This is a genomic window from Mycobacterium sp. (assembly GCF_035314665.1).
In the GTDB taxonomy this organism is placed as follows: Bacteria; Actinomycetota; Actinomycetes; order Mycobacteriales; family Mycobacteriaceae; genus Mycobacterium.
This window is the reverse complement of the sequence record NZ_DATFZD010000062.1, coordinates 1-15,595: the sequence shown is the minus strand read 5'-3', so window position 1 is coordinate 15,595 and position 15,595 is coordinate 1. Positions and strand designations below refer to the sequence as shown.

Below are 15,595 nucleotides of genomic sequence, written 5' to 3'. Positions count from 1 at the left end.
TGCTGGTGCTGGTGTGGCCGGTGGTTTTAGGCCTGCGTCATCGCGTAATACGCACCCCGCCGGGCCAGCAGCTCGCTGTGGCTGCCCTGCTCGACGATCTTGCCCGACTCCATCACCAGGATCACGTCGGCGTCTCGGATCGTCGAAAGGCGATGCGCGATAAGGAAACTCGTTCGATCACGACGAAGCTCGTGGGTGGCCTTCGCGATCAGCAGCTCGGTGCGGGTGTCCACCGAACTGGTCGCCTCGTCGAGGATCAAAAGTTGCGGCCGGGCCAGGAATGCCCGTGCGATGGTGATCAACTGCCGCTCGCCGGCGCTGATGTTGCTGCCGGCGTCGTTCACCCGGGTTTGGTATCCGTCGGGCAGCGTGTGCACGAACCGGTCGACGTACGCCGCCTTCGCCGCGTCGATCACGTCGTCGTCGCTGGCGTCGGGTCGGCCGTAGGCGATGTTCTCGGTGATGGTTCCGCCGAAGAGCCACGTGTCTTGCAGCACCATGCCGATGCGGGATCGCAACGACTGTCGGCTGATCGTCGTGATGTCGACGTCGTCGACCAGAATCCGGCCGGAGTCGACGTCGTAGAAGCGCATCAGCAAGTTCACCAGCGTGGTCTTGCCCACGCCGGTCGGTCCGACGATCGCGACCGTGCTGCCGGGCTCGGCGGTGAAGGAGAGGTCGTCGATCACCGGGCTGCCGGGGCGATAGCCGAAGCTCACGTGGTCGAATTCCACCCGCCCGGATGGTCCGTCGCCGTTGGGTGAGGGCAGTAGTGATTCGCGGTCCGGTGATTCCTCGGGTTCGTCGAGCAGGTCGAAAACCCGCTCGGCACTGGCCACTCCGGACTGCATGGTGTTGTACATCGACGCCACCTGGCTCATCGGCGCGTTGAACTGGCGGACGTACTGGATGAACGCCTGGATGCTGCCGACCGTGATCTGTCCGGTCGCCACCTGCACTCCGCCCACCACCGCCACCGCGACGTAGCTGAGGTTGCCGATGAACCCAGTCGCCGGCGCCACCAAGCCGGAGATGAACTGCGCGCCGAAACTGGCTTGGTAAACATCGTCGTTGAGCCGACGGAACTCGTCCTCGGCCGCGCCGCGCTGGCCGAACGTCCGGACCACGGTGAAACCGCTGTACGTCTCTTCGATGTGGGCGTTGAGCCGGCCGGTGTTGGTCCACTGCGCAACGAACAGGCGTTGCGAGCGTTGGGCAATCGCCCGCGTCGCCACCAGCGCCAGCGGCACGGTCAGCAACGTGATCCCGGTCAGCAACGGCGAGATGCTCAGCATCATCGCCAACACCGTCACCACCGTCAGGACCGCCGACAGTAGTTGAGTGATCGTCATCGACAGTGACGTCTGAAGGTTGTCGATGTCGTTGGTCATCCGGCTGAGCACCTCGCCGCGCTGCCGGGAATCGAAGTAGGCCAGCGGCAGCCGGTGCAGCTTCTCCTCGACGTCGGCGCGCAGCGCCTGCAGAGTCCGCCGCACGGTGACGTTGAGCAGCCGGGCCTGTGCCCAAACCAGCAGCGCTGCAACCAGGTACATGACGAGGGCCAGACCCAGCGTGCGGGCGACCGCGCCGAAGTCAACACCGCGGCCCGGGACAACGTTCATCCCGGAGAGCAGGTCGGCGAAGGTGTTGTTGCCGCGGTCCCGTGCGGCCGCGACGGCCTGGGCCTTGGTGATGCCGGCGGGCAGCTGCCGGCCCATCACGCCGCTGAACAGCAGATCGGTGGCATGGCCGAGGATGCGCGGAACCGCGACACCGATCACCGTACCGGCGATACCCAACACCGTCACCGCGATTGCCGTCCGCCGTTGCGGCGCCAGGCGCTTCACCAGCCGGACGGCAGACCCGGTGAAGTCGCGGGACCGCTGACTCGGGGGCTCGAGAGTCCGTCGTGTCGCGGTTGTCATCGCTGCCCTCCCACTTCGGCGTCCAGCGACTGCGACTCCGCGAATTCCCGATAGGTGGGGCAGTCCGCCAGCAGCGACTCGTGCGTGCCGGCACCGACCACCCGCCCGTCGTCGACGACGATCACCTGGTCAGCTTGGATTACGGTCGAGATCCGTTGCGCGACGACGATCGTCGTCGCATCGGCGGAGATCTCGGCCAGCGCGGCGCGGACCCGCACATCGGTGTGCACGTCGAGTGCGGAAAACGCGTCGTCGAATAGGTAGATCGCCGGGCGGCGGATCACCGCCCGCGCGATGGCCAGTCGCTGCCGCTGCCCGCCGGAGAAATTGACACCGCCTTGGGCGACCCGCATCTGCAGCCCGTCGTCGTGTGCCCGCACGAATTCGTCGGCAGCCGCCACCCGCAGCGCGTCCCACATCTCGTCGTCTGTCACTTTCTGTCCTGGGGCGGTGCCGATACAGAGGTTGTCGGCGACGGTCCCGGAGAACAGGTAGCCGCGCTGCGGCACCAGCCCGATGCCCGACCAGAGTTCTTCGATGTCGTGGTCGCGCACGTCGACGCCGTCGACGAGGACGGCGCCGGATGTCACGTCATAGAGCCGGCAGATCAGCGACACCAACGTCGACTTCCCCGAACCGGTGCTGCCGACGATAGCGGTGGTGGTGCCGGGTAGTGCGGTCAGCGAAACATCCTGCAGTACGGCGCGATCCGCGCCGGGATAGCGGAATGTCGCGCCGTCGAGTCGAACGATGCCCCGCATACCCGCGGCCGGCCGCACCGGATCGTCCGGACTGCTGACCGCCGGCGTGAGCGACAACACCTCGTTGATCCGCTCCGCGCACACCGAGGCCCGCGGCAACACCATCAAGGTCATCGTCGCCAACATCACCGCCATCAGGATCTGCGCGAAGTACACGAGAAACGCGATCAGCGAGCCGACTTGCATCCGACCGCTGTCGATGCGCAGACCGCCGAACCAGATCAGCGCGACGCTGGAGCAGTTGATGGTCAAGGTGGTTACCGGCAGCATCAACGCCTGCCAATTGCCCGCGGCCAGTGTGGTATTCGCCAGTGCCATGTTGGCCTCGCCGAACCGTTGACGTTCGAAGGGTTCGCGGGCGAATGCCCGGATCACACGCACACCGGACAGCTGCTCGCGCATTACCCGGTTGATGTTGTCGATCAGCCTCTGCATGCTGCGGTAGAGCGGCAGCGTATGCCCGACTATCCAGTAGTTGCTCACCACCAACACCGGAACGCTGACCAGCAGCAGCCACGACAGCCCGGCGTCCTGGTGGATGGCCATGAAGATTCCGCCGACGCACATGATCGGAGCGGTGACCAGCACCGTGCAGGTCATCTGGACCAGGAATTGGATCTGACGGACGTCGTTGGTGGTGCGGATCAACAACGTCGGCGCCCCGAACCGAGCGGTCTCGTGTTCGGAGAACGTGGTGACTTGATGGAACATCGCCGAGCGGAGATCGCGGCCGAACCCCATCCCGATCCGCGAGCCGAAGTAGACCGCGGCGACCGAGCACACCACCTGCAGCGCGGTGACCGCGAACATCACCCCGCCGAGCTGGACGATGGTGGCGGTGTCGCCCTTGGCGATGCCGTCGTCGATGATCGTGGCGTTCACCGTCGGCAGGTACAGCGAAGCCAGGGTGCTGGTCAACTGCAGCGTCATCACCGCCGCGACCAGCCGTCGATACGGCCGGACGTACTGGCGCAGCAGTGCCAGGAGCATCTGGTTACTGTTGCACACCGCGCAGCGGCGAGGCCCGCTGGTGGATAAGAAAGTACAGGTCACCGCGTGTGCGATGGTTGCGTAAAGGCGCTGCCGCTACAGTGCATCGTGTGATCAGCAGAAGGTTCGCGTAGCCGTGCGGCGTAACGTGGCGGCGCTGGCCCTGGCGACAGCGACTTTGCTTCCGGTGGTGGCCGCGTGCTCCCATTCCGGCTCTGACCAATCCAAGTCGACCGAGTCATCTGGGCCGGCGTCTGGCCAGGGGCATCACGGTCCGATGTTCCCGCAATGCGGCGGCGTCAGCGACGAGACGGTGACGGACCTGACGAAGGTGACCGGGCTGGTCAACACCGCCAAGAATTCCGTGGGCTGCCAGTGGCTGGCCGGCGGCGGAATCCTCGGCCCGCACTTCTCCTTCTCCTGGTATCGCGGGAGCCCGATCGGCCGCGAACGCAAGACCGAGGAGTTATCGCGGTCGAGTGTGGAGGACGTCAACATCAACGGCCACAGCGGCTTCGTCGCCGTCGGCAACGACCCGACGTTGGGTGACTCGCTCTGCGAGGTCGGGATCCAGTTCGGCGACGACTTCATCGAATGGTCGGTGAACTTCAGTCAGAAGCCCTTCCCCGATGCGTGCAACGTCGCAAAAGAACTTGCGCGCCAGTCGATTGCGAACTCGAAATGAGTGCCACCGTGCGTCACCGGGTCCTCGTCGGTGTGGCCGTCGCGGCCACTGCGGTGTCCGTAATGACCGGCTGCACCAGGTCTGTGGCCGGCACTGCGCAAAAAGCGGGCATGGGCGACGAACCGCGCAACAACAATTCCGAGCAGCAGTACCCCAACCTGCAAAAGGAATGTGAGGTACTCACCACCGACGTCCTGGCCAAGACCGTGGGCGCCGATCCCCAAGACATTCAGAGCACGTTTGTCGGCGCGATATGCCGCTGGCAGGCGGCCAATCCCGGCGGCCTGATCGACATCACCCGGTTCTGGTTCGAGCAGGGCAGCCTCGACAACGAGCGCAAGGTTGCCGAGTTCCTGCAGTACAAGATCGAGAACCGAGCGATCTCCGGTGTGACGTCGATCGTGATGCGAACGAACGACCCCAACGGCGCCTGCGGTGTCGCCAGCGACGCCGCCGGTGTGGTCGGATGGTGGGTCAACCCGCAGGCGCCCGGTATCGACGCATGCGCGCAGGCCATCAAGCTCATGGAGCTCACGCTCTCGACGAACTCCTGATTTCGCCGAGATGCTTCAACACGGTAGTTTGCTGTTGCGCGGTCGATAGGAGTTTGACAAGCTGAAGGTTGCGGCTGGTGGTTTTGCCGTCGGCCATCGTCAGCTATGCGTTTCGTGGCAACCCCGCCGGATAGCACGTCCGCTTAGTGATCTTGTTCCCTATGATCGCCCGCCGTTGACGAGACGGGCACCGATCCCAATTAGGGTCGGGGTGGCGTCGGAGGTAACGGCGGCCCGGGTGGTACCGGTGGTAACGCTTACAACGGACACAGCCAGCGCCAATGCGACTGGTGGTACCGGCGGCGGCAGCGGCACACAAACCGGTCAGGGCTTTGCCGCTAACCGGCATGGAATCGGCGGCGAGGGCGGTAATGGCAGTACAGGCGGGGACGGCGTAACCGGGCGGCCCGGCACCTAGGTCCGCTGAAAACGAGAGCGGAAGGAAAACCTCCGCGCATGGCGCACGGGGGTCCTTGCCGTTGGGAGCACTGGTCTCAAAGCTTTCCATTAAGAATACTTTTGGATGAGTTGGGGAGCCATCCTGCCACGCGCTTAACGGACGTGCGTAGCATGTATCGCTCACCGCTATGTTGCGCCGGACTTACGAGCCCTAGCCAGCGTGGCGCTATTTCAAGCCATCTCGACCAAGCCCAAATCGCTTACCGTATCCTTCGATAGCTAGCAACGTGGACGGCGAGGTCCAAACCCACCGGCGCGCGGGACTTTTCCTCCGCGATACGGTGCGTTCAGCAAAGCGATTGATATGGCCTTTTTTTGACGCCCAAATAGCTACCGGCGACGAAGTGCGGACGCTACCATCGTCCAGTGTCTGAAACGCCTTCCACAGAGCCAACCTCCCACGCGGATGAATCCGCCACTGAAACTTCGCCCGAATCCGACACCGTAGAGTCGCCTGCCGCGTCTGAGCCGACGTCACACGCCAAGGACTCTTCCGCGCCAGCTGGGTCGAAGCTGTCGCGGTGGCTCACGGTGGCGGCCCTGGTGCTTGCCGTCATCGCCACGAGCTTGGCCGTCCTGGGGTGGTTCTTCCCGCACAAGAGCGCGTCGTCGGCGCCTACGTACACCGACCAACAAATCAAAGACGCGAAAAAGCACACCTGCGAGACGTTCATGGTGGTCGACCGAGCGGTGGTCAGAAACTCTCGCCTGAAGAACCCGGACAACGGGGGGCCGATCGGCGCGCTCTCGGTGGCGACTGCCGCGCGGCAGGCGTTCTTCAGCGGTGGCGCGTATCTGAAAGACCGCGTCGCTCAAGAGCCTGCGACCCCACCCGACCTGGCGAAATCGGTCAACGCGATGGCCAGCAACCTTGAGGAGCTCGCCATCGGTTATCTCGCCGGCGCGGCGGAGTTTACTCAGGATGAGTTGCGGCAAGCCCTCGACGACAAGATCAAAGCCACAGTCGAGATCTGCAAGAAGTAGGCGACCCACTTAACGCGGCACGTGAAAATCGACTAGCTCGGCGGAACCGAGCTCGAGGTCCTTCCAGCTGCTCGTGAGTCGAAACACCGCCATCGCCGACGTCGGGAACTTTGTCGAGATGCGTTCGGCGGCAGCGGTGTTGGAGCTATCGGTTCCGGCCAAACCCAGCGCCACCTGGCCCATCGTCGGCTCATGTGCGACGACGAGAAGGACGGCGACGTCGTCGTCGACGTGAGTGATCTCGTCGATGACGGTTCCCGGGACGGCATCGTAAAGCCGGTCCACGTAGCGAACTGGTGCGTCGATGCCGGTGTGCGCCAAGGTTTCGCGGGCGCGGGTCGCCGTCGAGCAAAGCACCGCGTCGATCGCCGGTAGGTTGGCCCGCAGCCAGTCGCCGGCCAACCCGGCTTCCCGCTGCCCGCGGGGTGCAAGTGGCCTATCGTGGTCGGCCACCCCGTCGGGATACGCCGACTTTGCATGCCGCAGCAGCACCAGAGTGTGGATTTGCTCGCTCACTCGACCGAGGTTACCGGCAGCGCTTTCGCTCAGACGCGGGCACAACGGGCCGCCTCTCCGAGGGGCTGCTGTGGCAGATGAGGCGACACGCGCCGGTCACCTCTCGACCTGCCGATCGACGTCCCCGGACTTGTCGGCGCCGAGTCCTAAACTCGCGTTGCCCGGTCGCAGACCGGCCGGACGTGAAGTAGAAGGGACGGGACCGCAATGCGATTCGTGCACACCGCGGACTGGCAACTGGGCATGACCCGTCGCTGGCTCGGGGACGAGGCGCAGCCGCGGTATTCGGCGGCCCGTCGCGACGCGGTGGCCGGTCTGGGTTCACTGGCGGCCGAGGTGGGTGCCGAGTTCGTCGTGGTGGCCGGCGACGTCTTCGAAGACAATCAGCTGGCGCCGCAGGTGATCAGCCAGTCGCTGGAAGCCATGCGCGCCATTGGGATTCCGGTCTACTTGCTGCCCGGCAACCACGACCCGCTGGACGCGTCATCGGTCTACACCAGTGCATTGTTCACCGCCGAATGCCCCGCCAACGTGACGGTGCTCGATCGGCCCGGCATTCACGAGGTGAGGCCCGGCCTGCAGATCGTCGCCGCGCCATGGCGATCCAAACGGCCCACGACCGACCTGGTTGCCGACGCGCTCGACGGCGTGCCGGTCGACGGGGTCACCCGGGTGCTCGTAGCCCATGGCGGCGTCGACGTGCTCGACCCCGATCCCACGAAGCCCTCGCTGATCCGCTTGGCCGGCCTCGAGGACGCGGTAGCCCGCGGCGCGCTGCACTATGTGGCGCTTGGCGACAAGCATTCGTTGACCGAAGTCGGCAGCACCGGTCGGGTGTGGTACTCGGGCTCGCCGGAGGTCACCAACTTCGACGACGTCGAACCCGATCCGGGACATGTGCTGGTCGTCGACCTCGACGAGACGGATCCGCAGCGCCCGGTCACCGTCGACGCCCGCAAAGTCGGCCGCTGGCGATTTGTCACCCTGCGCCGCCAGGTGGACGACAGTCGCGATATCGCCGACTTGGATCTGAACCTGGATCTGATGCCCGACAAGGACCGAACGGTGTTGCGGCTGGCCCTGATTGGCTCGCTGACGGTCACCGACCGCGCCGCGCTGGACGCCTGCCTGGACAAGTACTCGCGGCTGTTCGCGTCGTTGAGGGTGTGGGACAGCCACAGCGATCTGGCGGTCATCCCGGCCGACGGAGAGTTCACCGATCTCGGCATTGGCGGCTTCGCGGCGGCGGCGGTCGAGGAACTGGTCGAGACGGCGCGCACCGGCGATGCCGAGACCGCCAGCGACGCGCAGGCGGCACTGGCGCTGCTGCTGCGGCTGACCGACAGGGGTGCGGCATGAAGTTGCACCGGCTGGTCCTGAGGAACTACCGCGGCATCGAACACCGTGAGATCGACTTCCCCGACCAAGGGGTGGTCGTGGTGTCCGGCGCCAACGAAATCGGCAAGTCGTCGATGATCGAGGCGCTGGACCTGCTGCTGGAATCCAAGGACCGCTCGACGAAGAAAGAAGTCAAGCAGGTCAAGCCGACCAACGCCGACGTCGGGTCCGAGGTCACCGCCGAGATCAGTACTGGCCCTTATCGTTTCGTCTATCGCAAGCGCTTCCACAAGAAGTGTGAGACGCAGCTGACGGTCCTGGAGCCACGCCGCGAACAGCACAGCGGCGACGAGGCGCACGACCGAGTGCAGGCCCTGCTGGCCGAGACCGTCGACACCGAACTCTGGCATGCCCAACGGGTATTGCAGTCGGCGTCGACGGCGGCGGTCAACCTCTCGGGTTGCGACGCGCTGACCCGCGCGCTCGACGTTGCGGCGGGGGACACCGCGGCGCTGTCGGGCACCGAGCCGCTGCTCATCGAACGGATCGACACCGAGTACGGCCGCTACTTCACCCCGACCGGCCGGGCCACCGGTGAATGGTCTGCCGCCATCGTCGCGCTGCGCGACGCCGAGCAGGAAGTCCAGCGATGCGCCGCGGCCGTCGCCGAGGTCGACGAGCGCGTACATCGGCACGCCGCCTTGAGCGCCGAGCTGGCCGAGTTGTCGCCGCTTCAGCAGGCGGCCGGCGTCCGGCAGAGCGCCGCTCGAGCCGCCGCCGACAAAATTGCGCTGCTCATCGAACAGGTGAAGGAAGCCGAGTTGGTCGCTGCTGCCGCGATCGCGACCAGTACGTCATCCCAAGGCGCGCACACCGAGCGGCAGCGGCTGCGGGCCGAAACCGACACGCGCGCAGCCACGGTCGCGGCCCTGGAGGCCGAAGCCCAACAAGCCGCCGAGGCGCAGGCGACGGCACAAGAAGTCACCGTCGCGGCTGACGCCGTGGTCACCGAGGCCGAGCAGCTCCTCGCCGTCGCCCAGCAGCGAGCCGAGACCGCTCGGCGCACTGTCGACGAGCTGGCCCGCCGCGGCGAGGCCGACCGATTGGCAGCGCGGCTTGCCAAGATCGATGCCGCCCAGCGGGACCGTGACTTGATCTGCACCGAGCTGTCGGCAATTGCGCTGACCGACAATTGTTTTCAGCAGATCGAGCGAGGCGCCGCAACCGTCGAACGGGTCGAGAGCCAACTCGCATTGGTGTCAGCGACGGTGGAATTCGTTGCGGCCGCCGACATCGAACTGGTCGTTGGTGACCAGCGGGTGTCGCTGCCCGCAGGTCAGAGCTGGTCGACGACGGCGGGTGGCACCACCGACGTCGAGGTTCCAGGTGTGCTGACCGCGCGCTTCACTCCGGGTGCGACGGCACTGGATATCCAAGCCGAATACGCTGCGGCGCAACAGGACTTGGCCGCCGCGCTGGCGGCGGCGCAGGTTGCCGACGTGGCAGCGGCGCGGCTTACCGATCAGCGGCGCCGCGAGCTACTGAGCGGCCGCGACCGCTTGACCGCCACCCTGGTCGCGTTGTGCGGTGACGACGAGGCCGAGCAGTTGCGTTCAAGGCTGGCGGAATTGCGGGCCAAGACGCACGGCGACGACATCGCGATGGACGTCACCGCCGCTCGCGCCGAGCTCGAAGAGGCCGACACGGCCCGTGTCAAAGCGGGGGCAGACCTCGAGACGCACCGGAAGGTCGCGGCTGCCGCGGCGGCCAAGTTCACTGAAAAAGCCACGCAGGCAACCCTTTCGAACGGCAAACTCGCCGCCCAGCGTGCTGAGCTGGCTGGCATCGCTGATCGGCTGGCCCAGCAGCGCGCAACCATCCCCGACGAGAATCTCCAAGCTATCGCCGACGCAGACCTGCTGAAGGCGCAAACGGCGGAAGCCCGGGTCGCCGAGCTGAGAGAACACCTGGCCGCCGCCGCACCTGATGCCGTAGCCGCCGAACTGGCCGATGCCACCACGGCGGCTCACGCGTTGCAAACTCGCCATGACGAGATCGCCAGCACGCTGCGCGAGATCAGTGTCGAGCTAACGGTCTTCGGCTCCGAGGGCCGCAAGGGCATGCTCGACGCCGCCGAGATCACCTGCGAGCACGCCCGAAGCGAGCACGCTCGGGTTGGAAGCCGAGCCCGCGCTGTCGAGTTGCTGCGGTCGGTGATGGTCCGCCACCGCGACACCACACGGTTGCGTTACGTCGAGCCGTTCCGCGCTGAATTGCAGCGACTCGGGCGACCAGTTTTCGGCCCTAGTTTCGAAGTCGATATCGACACCGACCTGTGCATCCTTAACCGGACTCTCGACGGTTGCACCGTTCCCTATGAATCACTGTCGGGCGGGGCCAAGGAGCAACTCGGCATCCTGGCGCGGCTGGCTGGGGCAGCGCTGGTCGCCAAAGAGGACGCCGTGCCGATTCTGATCGACGACGCGCTTGGCTTCACCGACCCGGAACGTTTGGTGAAGATGGCCGAGGTGTTCGACACCTTAGGCGAGCGCGGACAGGTGATCATATTGACCTGCATGCCCGCTCGGTACGACGGCGTCAAGGGCGCGCAACGAATCGAGCTGTGCGCCTAGCGATCCTTTGCTGCGCTGAGCGCGCTTCAGCGGGAGCAAGGGTAAGCGAAGCAGCTCCCCCGAGCAGCCCGACTTGTTACTGGGCGGTACCGCCCAAAATCCTCACCGCATGAATCCGATCGCGGTGTAATCGATATCGGCTAGCCCGGGTGCGCCGAAGTTGGCCAGATCCGTGCGCACCGCGATGTCGCCTGGCGACTGGAACAGCGGCAGGTTGAACCCTTCCCGCCAGATCATCGCGTCGACCTGGTTCGCTAGCGAGCGTGCCGCGTTCTCGTCCAGCTCGGACAGCGTCTGATCGATCTTGGTGTCGATGCTGGCGTTCCCGATCTTGCCGAAGTTCCCTTCACCGTCGGAGGTGTATATCTGCGGCAGCGCAGAGAGCGGGAAAGCGTTACCCACCCAACCGAATTGGACGATGTCGAAGTCGCCGACGCTCACGTACTGATTGAAGAATCCGTTGCCCGCCTTGACATCAAGCACTAGCTTGACCCCGATCTGCGCCATGTTCTGTTGGGCGACCAGGGCGATCTGCCGGGCTGCCGGTGAGTCGTAAAGCACGTCGCGGACGACGAGCTGTTTACCATCCTTTTCCCGCACCGCCCCGTTGAGCTTCCAGCCCAGCGCGTCCAAATCCCGGCGAGCCTGGTCGGGGTTGTAAGCGGCTGGCGCACTGTTGTTTTGGTAGCCCAGCTGGCCGACGACGTAAATGTGGTTGTCCAGCGGCGTCGGATGCTCGGTCAGGCCGTGCTGGACGACATTGACAATCGCCTGGCGGTCGATGCCGCGGCAAATCGCCAGCCGCAGCTTGTCGTCGGCCAGGATGGAGCCGGCCGCACCGTTGAAGGTGATGTGATACCAGGTCGGCGCCGGCGCGCTTCGGATCACGACGCCCGGGGTGCGCTCGGCGGTGACCATATCGTCGAGCGAGCCGACGCCGGCAGCATCGATCGCGTTGTTCTGCAGGGCGGGGATGACCGCGGAGGAGTCGAGCACCAGGAAGGTGATCGAGTTCAGCCGCGGCTTGCGGCCCCACCAGCGGGGATTGCGGGTCAACACAATTCGCTGCGCGCTGCGGTTGATCCCCGACACGATGAACGGTCCCGCCGACGGCCCGGGGGCATCGAGTTGCTCTTTGTTGAAGGCGTCCGGGTTCTCCGTCATGCTGCGCGGTTGCATGCCACCGGCGAACATCCCGCGCCACTCCGCATAGGGCTGGGCGAAGGTGATCACCGCTTGACGATCGTCAACGCCCCTGGTCACCGACTTGACACGTTCAAACCCGGCCCGGCTGGCGATCAAGTAGCGCTTGTCGCGGCCGCTGCACGCGTTGACCTCGGACTTGAGGTCTTCCCAGGTGATCGGCGTGCCGTCGCTCCACACCGCTTTGGGGTTGATCGTGAGAGTGACGACTTGCGGGCTGGCGCTGGTCAGCTCGGCGGCGGTGAAGTAGTCGGTGTTGAGCTTCAGCGACCCGTCGGCCTGGGTGATGAACGCGCCCGGCAGTGTCGGCGTGACAACCGAACCGACGTCGGCGGTGTTGCCGTCGATGTTCAAGACATTGAAATTCGGTGGAAACGAGCCGATCGTGAGCCGCAGGTTGCCGCCCTCGCGCAGCGTCGCCGGGTCCTGAGGGTTCATGTCGCTGGTCGTGCCGACGCTCACGGCACGCCGTCCGACGACGTCCTTGTAGCCGTCCGAGCAGCCCGTGACGATCACACAAATCATCACCGTCGCCAGCAGCGCAAGCCTGCGAATCATGCTAACCACCGCCAACATCCGGATGGGCTCGCGGGACCGCGGCCAACAGGCGCCGGGTGTACTCGTGCTGCGGGTTGCTGAACACCTGCTCGCCATCACCCTGCTCCACAATCTTTCCCCGGTACATCACCGCCACTCGGTGGGCCAGATGCTTGACCACCGAAAGATCGTGCGACACAAAGAGATAGGACAGACCAAACCGTCGCTGCAGGTCCAGCAGCAGGTTGATGATGCCCGCTTGAATCGATACGTCGAGCGCCGACACCGGCTCGTCGAGCGCAAGGATCTTCGGCTGCAGCGCCAGCGCCCGCGCGATGCCGATCCGCTGCTTCTGCCCGCCGGAGAACTCGGCGGGATAGCGGCTCGCGTCGGCGTGGTTCAGCCCGACGATTCCCAGCAGCTCGGCAACCCGTTCCTCGCTTCGATGCCGGTCAAACCCGTTGGTGACCAACGGTTCAGCGATGACGTCGAACACCGGGAGCCGGGGGTCCAGCGACGCCACCGGGTCCTGAAACACCACCTGCAATTCGGTTCGCAGCTTGCGACGGGCGGCCGGGTCGAGGGCCGCGACGTCTTCGCCGAGAATCTCGATGGCACCGGCCTGGGGTGCGGCGAGCTCGAGAATCTGGCTCAACGTCGTCGATTTGCCCGAACCCGATTCGCCGACGATGCCCAGCGTGCGGCCCTGCTCCAGGGTGAAGCTGACGCCGTCGACCGCGCGGACTTCACCCACCCGCCTGCGGAAAACCACACCCTTGGTCAGTGGGTAGGTCTTGGCGAGGTCGGTGACTTGCAGCACCACCGACGGATCCGCGACCACGTTGTCGATCGCGACCGGCTGCGTTGACACGTGATAGATGTCGGCCGCGCTGTGCCCCGCGACGTCGCCGGTGCGGATGCACGCCGCGGAGTGACCGTCCCGGATGGCAACGAGATCGGGCTCCGCCGAACGGCATTCGCTGATCGCCAGCGGACAGCGGGGCGCGAATTGACAGGCATCGGGCAGCGACGTCATCGTCGGCGGCGCGCCCGGGATCGGAACCAGCCGGGTGCCCTGCGGGGAGTCCAGTCGCGGCACCGAACCCAGCAACCCGACGGTGTAGGGCATCCGGCGGTCACAGTAGAGCTCGTCGACAGCGGCGATCTCGACCGGACGCCCGGCGTACATGACCAGCGCCCGGTCCGCGAACTCCGACACCACACCCAGGTCGTGGGTAATGATCAGCACACCGGCGCCGGTGACGTCGCGCGCGGTTCGCAGCACGTCGAGGATTTGCTCCTGCACGGTGACGTCCAGCGCGGTGGTCGGTTCGTCACAGATCAACAGGTCCGGATCGTTGGCGATCGCGATCGCGATCACCACCCGCTGACGCTCGCCGCCGGACAGCTCGTGCGGGAAAGCCCGTGCGCGGCTTTCCGGTTGCACGATCCCGACCAGCTCCAGCAGTTCGACGGCGCGCTTGCGAGCATCTGCTCGACCGACCCCGCGGTTGTGGACTTGGATGGCTTCGGCGATCTGGTCGCCGACGGTGTAGACCGGCGTCAGCGCCGACATCGGGTCTTGAAACACGGTGCCGATCGACTTGCCGCGAATTCGTGACATCGCCTGGTCGGACAGCCCGAGTAACTCTTCGCCGTGTAGCCGAACCGATCCCGACACTTCAGCGTGTTCGGGCAGCAAGCCGACGACGGCCATCGCGGCAGTGGTTTTGCCCGAACCGGATTCGCCGACGATGGCGACCACTTCGCCTGGGTCGATGTGGCAACTCGTGCCGCGCACCGCGGACACGCGCACGTCTCCGGTATCGAAGGTGACGTTGAGGTCCGCCACCTCGAGCAGGGCTGTCACTTTCGGGGCCGCCTTTTGCGGCGTGGTGGTCGGCTGCCCGGATCCAACGCGTCCCGCAAACCGTCGCCGGTCAGGTTGGCGCACAACACGATCATCACCAAAGCGCCGGCCGGGAAGAGGAAGACCCAGGGGAACGTGGTGGTCGACGGCGTGCCGTCGGCGATCAGCGTGCCCAGCGACACATCCGGCGGCTGAATGCCGAATCCCAAGAAGCTCAGCCCGGTTTCGGCCAGGACGGCATACCCGACGTTGAGGGTGGCGTCGATGATGAGGATCGAGGCGACGTTCGGCAGGATGTGGCGCATGATGATGCGTCGGTTCGGGACGCCCATAAATCTTGCCGCACGGACGAATTCGCGTTCTCGCAGGCTCAGTGTCAGGCCGCGGACCATCCGCGAGCTGACCATCCAACCGAATATGGCCAGCAGAATGATGAGCCACAACATGCTGCTTGACTGTTTGATGCGCGGAGTGATGATCGCGATGATCAAGAAGCCGGGCACCACCAGCAGCAGATCCACCAGCCACATCAGCGCCCGGTCACGCCAGCCGCCGAAGTAACCGGCAATCGACCCGACGGTGGCGGCGATGCTGGTCGATATCAGTGCCACACAAAAGCCGATCAGCATCGACTTCTGCATGCCGCGCAGGGTCCGGGCCAACAGATCCTGGCCGAGCGCGTTGGTGCCGAACCAGTGCTTGACTGATGGTGGCTGCAGCAGCGCGTGGTAGTCGAGGGCGTTGTAGTCGTAGGGGAGTAGCGGCGGCAGCCCGTAGCAGCCGACGAACAGCACCACCAACAGAATCAACGCCACCACGGCAGGCCTGTTGCGGATGAAGCGCCGTATGACCAGGCTTCGTCGCGAGGTGAAGGTGGCTGGCTTGATGCCCACCCGCAACGGGGTGGTGTCCGTGGTGCTCTCTTGCGTGATGAGCGCATCGTCGGCGGGGCGGGTCATCAGCGCCGCTCCTCCTCATCGCTGCGCTCTGCATCGTCGCTAGCGCGGCGCGTCATGACACCCGCACCCTCGGGTCCAGCACCGCGTAGATGATGTCCGACAACAGCCCGGCGAACAGCAGCGCCGCGCCGGTAAACAGCGTGATCGTCGCGACGACGTGGGTGTCCTGACTCGTGATGGC

General features: G+C 65.5%; 11 protein-coding genes and 1 pseudogene. 5 read left to right on the top strand and 7 right to left on the bottom strand.

Features of this window, described 5'->3' with window-relative positions; genetic code table 11:
- Window positions 1-26: 26 nt before the first annotated feature.
- Both VKI00_RS04710 and VKI00_RS04705 read right to left on the bottom strand, forming a co-directional pair.
- Window positions 27-1,925 carry an ABC transporter ATP-binding protein gene (locus VKI00_RS04710; RefSeq protein WP_324435828.1) on the bottom strand — a complete coding sequence of 633 codons (1,899 nt, stop codon included), beginning with the start codon at window positions 1,923-1,925 and terminating at the stop codon, window positions 27-29.
- Entirely contained in the window at window positions 1,922-3,676 is a 1,755-nt protein-coding gene (locus VKI00_RS04705; RefSeq protein WP_324435826.1) for an ABC transporter ATP-binding protein, read from the bottom strand. The genes VKI00_RS04710 and VKI00_RS04705 overlap by 4 nt, the downstream gene beginning before the upstream one ends.
- A gap of 136 nt (window positions 3,677-3,812) precedes the next feature.
- On the opposite strand from VKI00_RS04705, the gene VKI00_RS04700 reads away from it, so the two are divergent.
- The 3 genes from VKI00_RS04700 to VKI00_RS04690 all read left to right on the top strand — a co-directional run bounded on the left by VKI00_RS04700 (window position 3,813) and on the right by VKI00_RS04690 (window position 6,358).
- Window positions 3,813-4,361 (top strand): DUF3558 domain-containing protein, encoded by a 549-nt coding sequence (locus VKI00_RS04700; protein ID WP_324435824.1) that lies wholly within the window; start codon window positions 3,813-3,815, stop codon window positions 4,359-4,361.
- 62 nt (window positions 4,362-4,423) lie between these two features.
- Entirely contained in the window at window positions 4,424-4,915 is a 492-nt protein-coding gene (locus VKI00_RS04695; RefSeq protein ID WP_324435830.1) for a DUF3558 domain-containing protein, read from the top strand.
- A 990-nt stretch (window positions 4,916-5,905) separates the two neighbouring features.
- Window positions 5,906-6,358: a hypothetical protein gene (locus tag VKI00_RS04690; RefSeq protein WP_324435822.1), complete on the top strand. Its 453-nt coding sequence runs from the start codon at window positions 5,906-5,908 to the stop codon at window positions 6,356-6,358.
- Window positions 6,359-6,367: 9 nt separating this feature from the next.
- Here the strand turns inward: VKI00_RS04690 and VKI00_RS04685 are convergent, their stop codons facing one another.
- The gene (locus VKI00_RS04685; protein ID WP_324435820.1) at window positions 6,368-6,874 is read right to left on the bottom strand and encodes a histidine phosphatase family protein; all 507 of its coding nucleotides are present in this window, start codon (window positions 6,872-6,874) and stop codon (window positions 6,368-6,370) included.
- Between the two features lie 207 nt (window positions 6,875-7,081).
- On the opposite strand from VKI00_RS04685, the gene VKI00_RS04680 reads away from it, so the two are divergent.
- Both VKI00_RS04680 and VKI00_RS04675 read left to right on the top strand, forming a co-directional pair.
- On the top strand, window positions 7,082-8,233 hold the full coding sequence (locus tag VKI00_RS04680) for an exonuclease SbcCD subunit D (protein ID WP_324435818.1): 1,152 nt from the start codon (window positions 7,082-7,084) through the stop codon (window positions 8,231-8,233).
- The gene (locus tag VKI00_RS04675; RefSeq protein WP_324435817.1) at window positions 8,230-10,845 is read left to right on the top strand and encodes an AAA family ATPase; all 2,616 of its coding nucleotides are present in this window, start codon (window positions 8,230-8,232) and stop codon (window positions 10,843-10,845) included. The genes VKI00_RS04680 and VKI00_RS04675 overlap by 4 nt, the downstream gene beginning before the upstream one ends.
- Window positions 10,846-10,947: 102 nt before the next feature.
- On the opposite strand, the gene VKI00_RS04670 is transcribed toward VKI00_RS04675, so the two are convergent.
- The 4 genes and pseudogenes from VKI00_RS04670 to VKI00_RS04655 form a co-directional block, all read right to left on the bottom strand.
- Window positions 10,948-12,606 (bottom strand): ABC transporter family substrate-binding protein, encoded by a 1,659-nt coding sequence (locus VKI00_RS04670; RefSeq protein ID WP_324435815.1) that lies wholly within the window; start codon window positions 12,604-12,606, stop codon window positions 10,948-10,950.
- A 1-nt stretch (window position 12,607) separates the two neighbouring features.
- Window positions 12,608-14,455, bottom strand: coding sequence for an ABC transporter ATP-binding protein (locus tag VKI00_RS04665; RefSeq protein ID WP_324435813.1), 1,848 nt, complete (start codon window positions 14,453-14,455; stop codon window positions 12,608-12,610).
- Entirely contained in the window at window positions 14,452-15,414 is a 963-nt protein-coding gene (locus VKI00_RS04660; protein ID WP_324435812.1) for an ABC transporter permease, read from the bottom strand. The genes VKI00_RS04665 and VKI00_RS04660 overlap by 4 nt, the downstream gene beginning before the upstream one ends.
- A gap of 52 nt (window positions 15,415-15,466) precedes the next feature.
- Window positions 15,467-15,595: pseudogene (locus tag VKI00_RS04655) on the bottom strand (ABC transporter permease); the annotation flags it as partial.